This is a genomic window from Paenibacillus intestini (genome assembly GCF_030803945.1).
Classification (GTDB): domain Bacteria; phylum Bacillota; class Bacilli; order Paenibacillales; family Paenibacillaceae; genus Paenibacillus; species Paenibacillus polysaccharolyticus.
Window position 1 is genome coordinate 20,335 of sequence record NZ_JAURUN010000022.1, and the last position, 13,035, is coordinate 33,369.

The 13,035-nt window shown below is 48.5% G+C and carries 11 protein-coding genes; 6 read left to right on the forward strand and 5 right to left on the reverse strand.

Annotated features, from left to right (window positions below):
* Positions 1-30: 30 nt before the first annotated feature.
* The 3 genes from J2T16_RS28280 to J2T16_RS28290 are packed head-to-tail and all read right to left on the reverse strand — an operon-like array spanning position 31 to position 2,663.
* Positions 31-816, reverse strand: a complete 786-nt coding sequence (locus tag J2T16_RS28280; protein ID WP_090924536.1) for an ABC transporter permease — start codon at positions 814-816, stop codon at positions 31-33.
* 4 nt (positions 817-820) lie between these two features.
* Positions 821-1,615: an ABC transporter permease gene (locus J2T16_RS28285; protein WP_090924537.1), complete on the reverse strand. Its 795-nt coding sequence runs from the start codon at positions 1,613-1,615 to the stop codon at positions 821-823.
* A gap of 1 nt (position 1,616) precedes the next feature.
* Positions 1,617-2,663 carry an ABC transporter ATP-binding protein gene (locus tag J2T16_RS28290; protein ID WP_154891940.1) on the reverse strand — a complete coding sequence of 349 codons (1,047 nt, stop codon included), beginning with the start codon at positions 2,661-2,663 and terminating at the stop codon, positions 1,617-1,619.
* A gap of 227 nt (positions 2,664-2,890) precedes the next feature.
* Between J2T16_RS28290 and J2T16_RS28295 the strand changes: the two genes are divergently transcribed.
* Entirely contained in the window at positions 2,891-3,931 is a 1,041-nt protein-coding gene (locus tag J2T16_RS28295; RefSeq protein WP_341181564.1) for an LCP family protein, read from the forward strand.
* A gap of 186 nt (positions 3,932-4,117) precedes the next feature.
* A complete protein-coding gene (locus J2T16_RS28300) occupies positions 4,118-5,434 on the forward strand; it encodes a glutamate-1-semialdehyde 2,1-aminomutase (protein ID WP_499020131.1) in 1,317 nt (438 codons plus the stop codon).
* Between the two features lie 68 nt (positions 5,435-5,502).
* Here J2T16_RS28300 and J2T16_RS28305 read toward each other — a convergent pair whose 3' ends face one another.
* Complete coding sequence (locus J2T16_RS28305) at positions 5,503-6,894, reverse strand: aminotransferase-like domain-containing protein (RefSeq protein WP_341181562.1); 1,392 nt, start codon at positions 6,892-6,894, stop codon at positions 5,503-5,505.
* Between the two features lie 159 nt (positions 6,895-7,053).
* Here J2T16_RS28305 and J2T16_RS28310 point away from each other — a divergent pair, with 159 nt between their 5' ends.
* The 4 genes from J2T16_RS28310 to J2T16_RS28325 all read left to right on the forward strand — a co-directional run bounded on the left by J2T16_RS28310 (position 7,054) and on the right by J2T16_RS28325 (position 11,838).
* Positions 7,054-7,989 (forward strand): DMT family transporter, encoded by a 936-nt coding sequence (locus J2T16_RS28310; RefSeq protein ID WP_221791410.1) that lies wholly within the window; start codon positions 7,054-7,056, stop codon positions 7,987-7,989.
* A gap of 129 nt (positions 7,990-8,118) precedes the next feature.
* A complete protein-coding gene (locus J2T16_RS28315) occupies positions 8,119-9,234 on the forward strand; it encodes a GerAB/ArcD/ProY family transporter (protein ID WP_221791412.1) in 1,116 nt (371 codons plus the stop codon).
* Entirely contained in the window at positions 9,209-10,684 is a 1,476-nt protein-coding gene (locus tag J2T16_RS28320) for a spore germination protein (RefSeq protein ID WP_090924543.1), read from the forward strand. Before J2T16_RS28315 ends, J2T16_RS28320 begins: the two co-directional genes overlap by 26 nt.
* Positions 10,684-11,838 (forward strand): Ger(x)C family spore germination protein, encoded by a 1,155-nt coding sequence (locus J2T16_RS28325; protein ID WP_260511172.1) that lies wholly within the window; start codon positions 10,684-10,686, stop codon positions 11,836-11,838. Before J2T16_RS28320 ends, J2T16_RS28325 begins: the two co-directional genes overlap by 1 nt.
* 141 nt (positions 11,839-11,979) lie before the next feature.
* Here J2T16_RS28325 and J2T16_RS28330 read toward each other — a convergent pair whose 3' ends face one another.
* Positions 11,980-12,375, reverse strand: a complete 396-nt coding sequence (locus J2T16_RS28330; RefSeq protein WP_221791415.1) for a sensory rhodopsin transducer — start codon at positions 12,373-12,375, stop codon at positions 11,980-11,982.
* Positions 12,376-13,035: the final 660 nt, after the last annotated feature.

Genomic DNA, 13,035 nt, shown 5'->3' on the forward strand with positions numbered 1-13,035 from the left:
GATTTGCGTGAAGTAATCCTGTAAGCAGGGTCAAGACCCCGCTCCCCGATACCGCTTCACACCGAAGTTCCACAGGGTAAGGCCAATCGTTGCAAAGACCAGCCCCATGACCGGAGTGAGCAAAGCCATCCGATGCATCTCTGCTCGCTCTAGGAACAGCGCTGCCGGATAGATGCCAACAAAGGCAAACGGGATAATCCAGGTGAGCAGTACTTGAATGGCTCTGTTATAGATTGTTACCGGATAACGTCCATATCCTTGAATATTGTACATCAGCGGCAAAATACCTGTCGGCGCATCCGAGTAAAAGGATAGTGACGTCAATGTAGTATAGATACCCGCGTAGATTAGCACTGAACTTAGTGCCAATATAATCAATGCAGGGATGTGCCACCATTCCAGCACGAGCCCCATCTCTGCACCACTGAAGATCATAATGATTAACCCGATGAACGAACCTACGAGAGAGGGCGGGTCTACATTTTCCAGCAGAATCTGAAACAGGTTGTGTGCCGGTCTTGTCAGAATGCGATCCATCTCACCTTTGACAATGTAACGCTCGCTGAACCCCCACAGGTTGATAAAACAGCTAAAGATGCCGTATGGCACCATAAAGTACCCGTAAACAAATAATACTTCCGCCTCACTCCAACCGCCAAGGTTGTCGGTATGCCGGAAAACGACAAAGATAAAGATCAGATTGGTCGCCTGAAACAGCAGATCCGAGATAATCTCTACCCAGAAGTCGGCGCGGTACGTCAGACGTGTCTTCATGTAATTTTTCAGATATTCCCAGATTAGACCCATATAGTACATTCGCTTATCCCCCTTGCACGAACAGACGCTTGCGAGCCTGCCGCCAGATCAGCACCATGGGTATGAGAAGCAGGACAAACCAGAGCACCTGAATCCCGAGTACATTCCAGATGCCTGTGCCTTCCACTCTGCCAGTGAAAACCGAGCCGGGCAGATACGTGATCGCCTGAAACGGCAGCACCTTCATGATCGTGGACAACCAGTCCGGGTACAAACTGATTGGAATGATCAGGCCTGAAAAAAGATCGACTACCACACGTTTCATACGCATCATACCTTCGTTATTTTCCACAAAAAACGCCGCCAGTCCCGTAATGACATTAATCTGGGAATTAATGATGAAACTGAAAAACAGCATAACGAGAAAACCGATCCATGCCGAAGGCGCTGTTGGAAGCTCCACCGGGAACAGCAGGATGGCAATAATCATGCCCGGAATCATGAGCAACAAGAAGCGGAAAATACCTTCGCCAAGCCCCTGCATCATTTTGACCATCACATAGTTAATTGGCCTTATAAACTGAATCGCAATGGAGCCATCCCGAATGTCGGCGGCAATCTCCCGGTCCAGATTGTTAAAGTAAAACGCACGCGCCATCCAAGAGACAGCAACATACGTTGTCATCTGTGCTGCCGTAAAACCGCCAATCTCTCCGCTGCTTCCATAAATAGCTTGCCACGTAAAGTAATACACGCCAATATTCAGCGTATATATCAAAATGCCGGAATAATAATTCACTCGATACGCGAGCATCGTCAGAAAACGAATACGCATGAAATCGATAAATGCACTGTTCATCTTAGGTAGCACCTACCGCTTCTTTATCTGCCGACACAATCTCCGGGCGCTCAGCCGAACCGGACTGGTAGATACTACGTACAATCTCATCCGTGTTGGTCTCAATGATCTGAATATCCGTAATATCTGCCTGACCGACCACACGTGCCAGAACATCCGAAACGTTCAGTTCCAGCGGAATCCACACGGAGGCCGACAATTCGTTCTCCACGGTCCACCGCACAGGCATCGCCGCTGTCCATTCCTGCATCTGATTCATCGTATGACCTGTACCGAATTTGAACCGAACCTCACGCTCTGTGCCCCACTGGGACTTGAGATGATCCAGACCTCCATCATAGATGATACTTCCCGCATCTAACATGATGACTCGCGAACATAAGGCTTCGATATCCTGCAAGTCATGTGTCGTAAGCAGGATGGTTGTACCATGTTGCTCATTCATGTCTTTCAGGAACTCGCGGATTTCCGACTTTACCACGATATCCAGACCAATGGTCGGCTCATCCAGAAACACAATGCCTGGATTGTGCAGCAAGGCCGCCACCAGTTCACAGCGCATCCGCTGACCGAGACTAAGTTTGCGCACCGGGCGACTCAGCAACTCCTGTAATTGCAAACGCTCAACGAGCTCGTCCAGCCGTTTACGGAAGTCCTGCTCCCCAACACGATATACTTTGCGTAGGAGATGAAAAGATTCAATGACACCGATATCCCACCATAACTGGCTACGTTGTCCAAACACTACACCAATATTTTTGACAAACTTCTCCCGTTCCTGATACGGAACATACCCACCTACCGATAAATGCCCGGATGTAGGCACCAAAATGCCGGTCAACATCTTGATCGTTGTTGATTTGCCGGCACCGTTCTCTCCAATATATCCGCAGATTTCACCTTGCGGTATCTGAAATGAAATATCATTCACAGCCAATACTTCCTGGTATTGACGTTTGAACAGATCCTGAAACGCGCCCTTCAGCCCACCGCGGCTTTTCTGGACATTAAACGACTTTCGCAAATCTTTTACATCAATCGCCAGCATGTTTATACCTCACTTGGATTTTGTTGAAATTGCTTGTAGCCCAAAAAGAAATTATAATAGTAACAGTCAAAATTCAGCAAGCTTTAAAAAAAGTTCGAAGTGGCCTCCTCTGCCTTGAGGTCTGGAGGGAAGGCGAACGGAAAGCTTCGACTTATACGCAAACTCAACGCAACTTTACATGTACTGAAATCGTTTATTTTTTATCTCAAATACAAAGGAGCGCTAGCATGACCAGAAAGACGAAGAGAACCCTATGGATCTCTCTTGCCGCCTTCGTGTTAATTGTTGGAGGGGCAGTGGCCTACTATTTCGGTTCTATTCTTAATCAGTTGGATGGATTGCAGAAAAAAGGCGAGGATTCGCCATTTGCCAATATTGAAAATGTAGAGAAAGTGAAGACACCCGACCCTCCGAAATGGGAAGGTACCGAGACCGTGAACATATTGGTTATGGGTGTTGATGCCCGCGGTCTGAAAAAGGGTGAAGTGCCACGTTCCGACAGCATGATGGTGGTATCACTTGACCCGCTGACCAAAAAAATCAATCTCTTCTCCATTCTGCGGGACACTTACATCAATATCGACGGATATGGTAAAGATCGCATTAACACAGCGATTACCCACGGTCCGAACGTAGCCATGGAAGCCGCAAGTGACTTGCTCGGTATCCCTGTTCAATATTATGTGTATACCGATTTCCAGGGATTCATCAAACTTGTCGATGCGGTTGGCGGTGTAGACTTTGATGTCGAGAAGGACATGCATTATGTGAGTAAAGCCGACAACAATGAGTACGATATTGATCTGAAAAAAGGCTACCAGCATCTCGACGGTAAAACAGCCTTGATGTATGTTCGTTTCCGTCATGATGCGATGTCCGACTTCGCACGTTCGGAACGTCAGCGGGAGCTGCTCAAAGCCGTGACGGCCAAAATGCAGTCCACAACAACGATTGCCAAACTACCTTCCATTCTGGAACAAGTTAGCCCGTATGTAGATACCAACCTGACGCTTTCCGACATGTGGAAGCTGGGCGGGCTTGGTTACCAGAGCAGTATGAATGGCAGTGAGCAGGTTCCACCAATGAACCTGTTGAAAGAAGAACGCACTCCTGGGGGAGCACAAGTCTTGTCGGTAACCAGTGAAGAAAAATTAAAACAGCATGTTCAAGACATCATTCACCCACCAGTCAAGACGGAAGACGAAAAAGCCAAAGAAGACAAGACCGCCAGCGGTAATGAAAAGAACACACAGCAACCGGCAGAGTAAATGAGCCAATAATACAGCTCTGAGCTAACTTGGTATATACTATAACGATGATCTCATTCATTCTCAGAAGGGCAGCCTATATGCTGCCCTTTCGCTATGCCTGTTCGCCAAAGTATGCGAAAATAATCATATCATGCTATTGTTTTGCTGGTTTAAACTAATGGAATTACGAAAGGAAGTTATCTCATGAATACACGTACGAACTCGAAGTTGTTATATACAGAAGCGTTGGAACATATTGTAGGCGGGGTAAACAGCCCTTCACGCTCATTCAAAGCGGTGGGCGGCGGGGCACCCGTTTTTATGAAAAAAGCGCAAGGCGCTCACTTCTGGGATGTCGACGACAACAAGTACATCGACTATCTCGCGGCATACGGACCGATTGTGACTGGACATGCCCACCCTCATATTACCAAAGCCATAACGGAAGCGGCTGCAAATGGTGTCCTGTACGGTACACCAACGGAGCTTGAGATCAAGCTTGCCAAAATGCTGAAAGAAGCGATCCCGTCCATGGACAAGGTACGCTTTGTGAACTCCGGTACAGAGGCCGTGATGACGACGATTCGCGTAGCTCGGGCATATACGAAACGGAATAAAATCGTAAAATTTGCCGGATGTTATCATGGTCACTCCGATCTCGTACTGGTCGCTGCAGGCTCAGGCCCATCTACGCTTGGCATTCCCGACAGTGCAGGTATTCCGACCAGTATTGCTCATGAAGTCATTACCGTTCCATACAACGACCTGGATGGTCTGAAGGAAGCGCTCGAACGTTGGGGTGACGATGTAGCCGCGGTTATGGTAGAGCCGATCGTTGGTAACTTCGGTATGGTTATGCCAGAGCCAGGTTTCCTGGAAGGTCTCTGTGCAATGACACGCGCGAACGGTTCACTTGTTATTTATGACGAGGTTATTACCGCTTTCCGTTTCCACTACGGTTCCACTCAGACGTATGCCGGATTGGACAATCATGCGGAGATTGAACCTGACCTTACTGCACTTGGAAAAATCATTGGCGGCGGCTTGCCGATCGGTGCCTACGGCGGACGTAAACATGTCATGGAGCAGGTTGCTCCACTCGGCCCGGCGTATCAGGCCGGAACGATGGCTGGCAATCCGGCATCAATCTCGGCGGGTATCGCTTGTCTTGAAGTACTGCAAGGTGCTGGCGTATATGAAGAAATGGAACGTCTCGCCATCGATCTGACCACTGGCTTGCAAGCTTCCGCGGACCGTCATGGCATTGATCTGACGATCAACCGCATTCGTGGCGCGTTCTCCACGCATTTCTGCAATCATCCGGTGACGAATTATGATCAAGCACAAGACACGGACGGCGAACGCTTCGCGTCCTTCTTCCGCCACATGTTAAACCGTGGCATCAATCTGGCTCCTTCGAAGTATGAAGCTTGGTTCCTGACCACCGCTCATACGGACGAAGACATTGCTGTCACGCTCGAAGCGGCTGAAGCTTCTTTTAAAGCAATGGCACAGGAGTAAGAGTTGGAGCCGGCGGCAACATAATTTTAAATTCAAGATAGACCAGCCTATTAAAGACTGGTCTATCTTCACGTTGTCGATCTGATCTGCAGCTTCAATATCTCCTCCCGGATGATCTGCATCCCCTCTGCAATACGCTGTTTCGGAACATTAGAGATGTTCAGTCGCAACATCTGATCTGTAAATGCGCGGTACGTCCCTTCGGGATAATATCGCTCTGTTGTATCAGCAATAATTCCGCGGTTCTGTAAACGGGACAGCAAGGTACGGACAGGTATATTCCCTGGCAAAGGGAGGGCGGTATGTTCTCCGCCAGTTCGTGGCGCAATACGAAATGGTTCGAAATCGGAATAAGCCTCCAGCTGTTCTTGCACAACTTCCATCCGCGCGGCATAGCGGCTACGAATGATTTTGCGATGGTGGGCAAACATTCCGCTATGAATGTACACCTCAAGCGCAGCTTGAGATAACAGTGAGGTGTCGATATCCAGCATTCTTTTCATTGAACCGAAAGAGGCGATCAAGGCCACAGGCGTTACGGCTACACCCATACGAAGTCCAGGGAACAGAATCTTGGAATAACTTTTCAGATAAATAACGCGGTCATGTGTATCATAAGCCCATAAAGGATCTTGTCTCGCGTTGTCCTCCAAATCGGCCAGATAGTCGTCTTCGACCAGATAAACATCATATCGCTGTGCTAACCGAAGAAGTCTCTTCTTTTCCGCCGCCTTCATGGAAGTCCCGATCGGATTGTGGAACCGTGGGATCACATAGAAAAACTTGATATCCCCCTCCGCAAACTGGCGTTCGAGCGAATCCCAGTCCAGTCCTTCGTCAAACGTTCTTCGTACACCAGCAATCGGCACGTTCAAGCTCTTCAACAAGGTAGGCATGTTGTGATATGTAGGCAGTTCCACCATGACTTTGGTTCTTCCACCGGGAAAGGGCATCAAGGCCAGCGCCGCAAGCGCCTGCTGCACACCCGATGTGATGAAAAACTGTTCCGCTCGCGCAAATACCTGATAATCGGCAAACTGTTTCTGTAATAGCTCAATCAGCGAGGGCAATCCTTGCTGCGTGCCATATAAAAAAAGCTCATCTTGCTTCTGTTTCATCGCCACTTCCACGCAATGCCGAAAATCCGCATAAGGAAATACCCTTGGATCAGGAGCCGCGGACGCAAAATCCAGCGGCTCCTGCCAATCCATATCCTGTACACCTAGACCATTTTGAACGGCATAATAACCGGATTGGGGTACGGCATACACCAAATGTCGCTGTTCCAACCATTCATACGCACGAATCGCTGTGCTTACACTGCATTGATATTGCTTCGCAACACGGCGAACCGCTGGCAACCTTATTCCTTTGTCATCCCACTGGCGGCTTCCCTGCTGAACCATTTGCTCCTGTATCCACTGTTGCAATGCATGAGCGATTACCTCATATTTTTTCACCTTTCCACCCCTTATCTACAAAACTGTACCGGTACAATCGCTTGTTTTCCGTATTGTAGCACAGCGGATGTAGAAGTATATTAAATAAGGCTAATATATTCCATCGCTTGATAGGTAACAGTAAATCTAGTTCATATCGCATTACTGGAGGTAAAAGGAATGAATACTACACATAACCGAACCTATGCTTATATTGCATCTGTTGTATATGCTGCCATTATCGGACTATCTTTTTTATTTGTGAAAATGACCGTCACCATTGCTCATCCCTTAGATGTGCTTGCACATCGTTTCGCTCTGTCACTCATTGTGGTCAGCATTCCTGTGCTATTCGGCTGGATTAAAATCAATCTCCATTGGGCTGACCTGTGGCGAATCATTCCGCTTGGACTGCTCTCGCCCGTACTCTTCTTTGCCTTTCAAGCCTTCGGACTGGTAACCTCCAATTCTTCGGAAGCGGGAATTATTCAGGCGATGGTGCCTGTGTTCACCCTTGTTCTGGCCTCGGTCTTTCTGAAGGAACGTACATCTATTGTGCAAAAAATGTCTCTGCTCCTTTCTGTCGCTGGCGTCATCTTTATCTTTGCCATGAAAGGTAGCGGCATGTCGATGAGTAATATGCAAGGCATTGTGCTACTGGTTCTATCAGCCATCAGTTTTGCAGGATACGGGGTACTGGCCAGACCACTTACTCGGCAATATAAACCGCTGGAACTGACCTGGGTGACCTTAATGGTAGGGTGTATTGTGTTTAATGCGATTGCATTAATACGTCATGCATTCACAGGCTCAATGGCTGATTATGTTCAGCCGCTTGGAGATCTATCCTACTTGGGCGCACTCGCTTATCTGGCTATCTTATCTACCATGGTATCCACCCTGCTGTCCAGCTACGCCCTGACTCATCTGGAGGCTTCACGTGTCAGTGTGTTCAGTAATCTGTCTACACTCATCTCCATCGCTGGGGGTGCTCTGATTCTACATGAACCTGTCCGGAGTTATCACTATGTAGGTGCAATCCTGATCATTATCGGTGTACTTGGCACCAACATGAGTGGTCGCAAACGTACGTTGGTCAGTCATGCTAAAGCATGATATCCGTCAAGCCAGAAATACCGCAAAAGGTACGATGATTAACGTACCTGAGGCGATGATCCTGTATGAAGCTTCCCAAACACGTTAACACTGCTGAGGATACTCTACTCTGAAAAGGAGTTCCTCCGCATGAAGCGTACACAACCTTCGTTCTTGCAAGCCATGATGTTAATCATGTTATCTGTAGGCCTCATCAGCCATGTATTAATTATACCCGCCCTTCTGAGTGCGGCCAAAAGGGACTCATGGATCTCAGTTTTGCTATCTACCGGCCCACTCGTGATCTTTGTACTGATGCTGGCCTACGTGTCACGCTTTCTACAACATCAGACTCTACATGATTGGCTGTCTTCCCATCTTGGTAAACCCGTAGGTTTTCTGTTGCGGGTGGGAAACAGTCTCTTTTTTCTATGCGTCATCTACTTTACGTTACGTGATACCACGACTTGGGCCAAAACGAACTATCTGACCGAAACACCTGTGATCGCAACAACAATCGCACTTATGGCTTTGTGCGGATATGCTGCCTATAAGGGTATGCGTTCGCTCGCCTTCACAGCAGGACTGATTCTGCCATTAGTTGTGTTGCTCGGCTTCTACGTCGCCATTGTCAATTCCCAGTATAAAGATTACAACCGTCTTCTGCCTGTGCTGGAGCATGGATGGTCACCTGTATTTCAGGGCATGATTTACAGTCTCGCAGGCATGTTTGAACTGCTTTTCCTCTGGTACATTCAGCCTCATCTCTCCAAACGTATCAAGCTATGGCAGTATCTAATGCTTGCATTGATCATGGTTGGTTTAACGACAGGTCCGCTCATTGGAGCGATCGTAGAATTTGACCCTTATGAAGCAGCCAAAATGAGATACCCTGCTTTTGAAGAATGGCGCATTGCCTCCCTGGGCAAATATATTGCGCAGACCGATTTCTTTTCCATCTATCAGTGGCTCGCAGGTTCATTCACCCGGATTAGTCTGGCCATGTATATTGTGATAGAAATATGGAATATTAAGACCACTTCCAGAAGGATGGTTACTTGTGCGTCTTTGGCTACATTTTTTATTCTATCCATGCTGTACCCTCTGGACGATATTACTTTCACGAAGATTCTGGTTGATTACATCTTTCCATATAATCTCGTGTATCTGAGCGGATTTGCGGTTCTGGCAACAATCGTTGCCTTCATCCATTCACGCCAGCAGAGGAGGAAACAACACCATGGAGAAGGAGAAACACCCGATTGACACAACATCCTACGAGAACCTGCTTGCCTCCCTGAGAAAAAACTTTGAATCCTGTGCGGATGTGGTTATCCAGACGTTTTCTGCCCAAGATGAGACCGTTCGTTCTGTCATTCTGCTCTATTGCGACGGGCTGGTGGACAGTAAACAAATCAATCAGTTCATCATTCCACGGTTAGAAAAACATACATTGATTATGGAAGAGGCTGTACCCAAGGAGCTTGGGCTAACCCTGAAACCCATAGATGACATTTCCGATCTCCAAAACATAAACATGCTCCTGTTTAGCGGGCAGCTTCTACTTATTTTTGAAAATGGTGTACAGGCTTGCAGTCTGGATATTGCCAATATTCCGGGACGCACACCAGAAGAGTCTGCCATCGAGACGTCTGTAAAAGGACCGCGCGATGGTTTCACCGAAGAGCTATCCACCAACATCGCCTTGGTTCGCAAACGATTGAAAACGTCATCCATGTGTTATGAGAAAATTATAAAAGGGGACCGCACACAGACAACGATCGGCCTCTTATATGTCAGAGATATTATTAACCCCGAAATTCTAGAGACTGCTCGTAGCAATCTAAATCAGATTAACGTCGACGGAATCATGGGCACGTCCATCATGGAACGCGCGGTCATGGGAGGCGTGAGAAGCATCTTTCCGCTCACGGATAATTCTGAACGTCCGGACTATGTCGCAGACTCTTTAATTAACGGACGCTTTGCTGTGCTCACGGATGGGTCACCTGTAGCCGTCATCGCACCGACAACACTGTTCAATCAGTTAAAATCACCTGAAGACGAGAGCACTCCCTTTTTCATCGTGACCTTTGAACGGATATTACGAATTGCCGGGCTGCTCATTGCCTGTTTTTTTCCGGCCTTCTACATCGGTCTGACCAGCTTTAATCTGGAGCAGATTCCACTGCCCCTGCTCGCAACGATCGCAGGAACGCGGATGGGATTGCCCATGCCGGTTACGCTTGAAGCTTTCCTAATGATCTTTATGTTTGAACTGTTCAATGAGGCTGGAAGAAGGCTACCGCGTGCGTTGGGACAGACCGTCAGCGTAGTCGGCGGCTTAATTATCGGGGATGCGGCCATTCGTGCCGGGATTACATCTCCCACTATAATTGTCACGGTAGCAATCTCCGTCATCTCCAGCTACATTCTGGTGAATACGGTTCTGGGGGGAGCCACATCCCAGGTTCGCATCGGAATGTTAATTGCTTCTTCGATCTTGGGGTTATTCGGATTTATGGTTGCTCTGTTTGCCTTGTTAGTTCATCTCGTATCTCTGGAGTGTTACGGCGTATCCTACCTCTCCCCTGTATCACCTTACATTCCGGGAGATTTCACACAGGCCGTATCCATGCCACCTTCCATGACACGCACCAAACGCCCAGCTGTGTTACGCACACAGGATTCTACCCGCCATAAGGACAAACCTTGATGAGATGGACTTGCGTAAGTAGCATCGTTGCGGTTTGTGTCATGCTGCTGACAGGATGCTGGGATTCCAAGGAAGTGCAAAGCATTAACTTTATTACAGCCATTGGCATCGATTATGCGGATAATCAATATACGACATACGCCCAGTTAATCGATTTTTCCAGCATTGCAAAGCAGGAAGGGCCGACACCAAGAGAAGGTAGTCAAATATGGATCGGAAAAGGTACCGGTACAACGTTAAGTATGGCAATCAACAATCTGTATGAGACATCGCAGCAGCAAACGTTGTGGACTCATGTGAAAGCAATTGTGCTATCCAAAAATGCGTTGGAAGGGCGACTGGAGGATGTTTTTAACACGTTACTTCATTCCGGGCAACTGCGATATACACCATGGATCTATGCGACAGAACAAGATCTGTCCACTTTGCTCTCTCCCTCCGCGATCCTGAACCAGTCGGCTCAAACGATTGAGTTGTTCGAACCGATGAGACTGTACAGGCAGCATTCCGGGTATGAGCCCATTCGCCTGCATCAGTTACTTGATAGTCTGAGAGAACCTGCATCTGTGGTGTTGCTGCCTTCCGTTTCCACTAAAAATCAGACGTGGCATAACGGCGAAGAGACCCCGCCGCTGATTCGAATGGATGGATTTTACGTCGTGAGCAATGGAAAAAGTCAGGGGAAAGTCTCTGGTGCCGAAGCAGACGGCGCCCGTTACGTGAATTATGACCATGTGTACCAATATCCGCTGTATGTTTATGGGAAGCATGGCAATACTCCTGACCTTACATTGACTCTTCACAAACCCAAAACGCGTATAAAGGCGAAAAAAAGTGCTAGCGGTATCACCTTTGATCTGTTCACTTCAGTGAAAGGTTCGATTGCTGAGGATCATGGCTCTTTTCGTTCTCCCCGTGTAATGGAACAAGAGGCAAGCAAGCAGATGGAAGCTCAAATACGAAGCTCATTTGCCACAACCAAAGCGCGGAATGTAGATTCATTCGGTCTTGTAGAGCATCTCTACCGGCATCATCCCGATTGGTGGAGAGCTGAGGTTGCCCAGCGGGCAGAACCCCTTGCTCGTATTCGCCTCGGCAAAGTTGAGGTCGACGTGAAGATTCTGAATGCCAGTACGTATAAATATGGGGAGTAAACCGAAGAGTAAAGACCTGTAATCCGGCATCAAACCAGGTGCAGATTACAGGTCTTTCTGTGCTTGGTCAGTGCTTGTTAGCTTGGCAAGATGATTAAGGCACCGTACAATATTCATTTATTTTTTGTTGGCTTACTTCGTTTATGCCAAAGGGTACGCCATGACACTCATTAAGGCCAGTTCCGGCTGGGTTGTATCCAGGCGGCTGTACTGAATGATGACGGGTACATTACTTGAAACCGTGATGGCATATGGTACACCGGAAGGGATGCTTTCTTCCCCGGCACGTAGCGATGCGGTACGGATATGTTTTGTTCTTCTAGCCGGGACTTCCGCTTGCATATGTTCCAGCGGATCGCGGTCTTCAAAGTAAATTGTAATCTCCAGCGTTGCATCCTCACCTCCCGTGTTTAACACACAGATGCTCTCATGACTCTCCAGTGCACCTGAGCTATCCGGCGGGATGTACCCATCCGGGATAACCCAGTACGTATGACCGTGGGATGAGGATTTCGGAAGGCTTGATTGATCTGGCATGATTCTCCTCCTTTTTGCGATACGCCCTGAAAATTAAAACCTTCGGTGGCTCGCGGGCGGACGCTCGGTGGGCGGATCGGGCTTTGGGCAGCTGTTGGTCCGGGATTTCTTCTATTCCCCTCCAAGGGGGAAATCCCGTGCCAAACGCGGGCGCTTTGCTCCCTTTTCCCGATTCCGCCCACCTCTCTGCCTTGCTCACCCTCCACTGCTTTTAAAAGGCATGGCCTTCGCTTCGTTGGGCCATTTTTTTGAGCTCGTTGCTTCGCTCGACTCGCGTTTATTAAAATATCGGGTGGCTCGCGGGCGGACGCTCGGTGGGCGGATCGGGCTTTGGGCCACTCATTGGTCCGGGATTTGTTCTATTCCCCTCCAAGGGGGAAATCCCGTGCCAAACGCGGGCGCTTCGCTCCCTTTTCCCGATTCCGCCCCCCTCGCTGCCTCGCTCACCCTCCACTGCTTTTAAAGAGCATGGCCTTCGCTTTGCTGGGCCACTTTTTGCGCTAGTTGCTTCGCTGAACTCGCGTTTCATTTAAACCCCTCGGTGGCTCGCGGGCGGACGCTCGGTGGGCGGATCGGGCTTTGGGCAGCTGTTGGTCCGGGATTTCTTCTATTACCCACAAAAGGGGAAAAAACAAGACAAACACCGGCGCGTTGGTCACA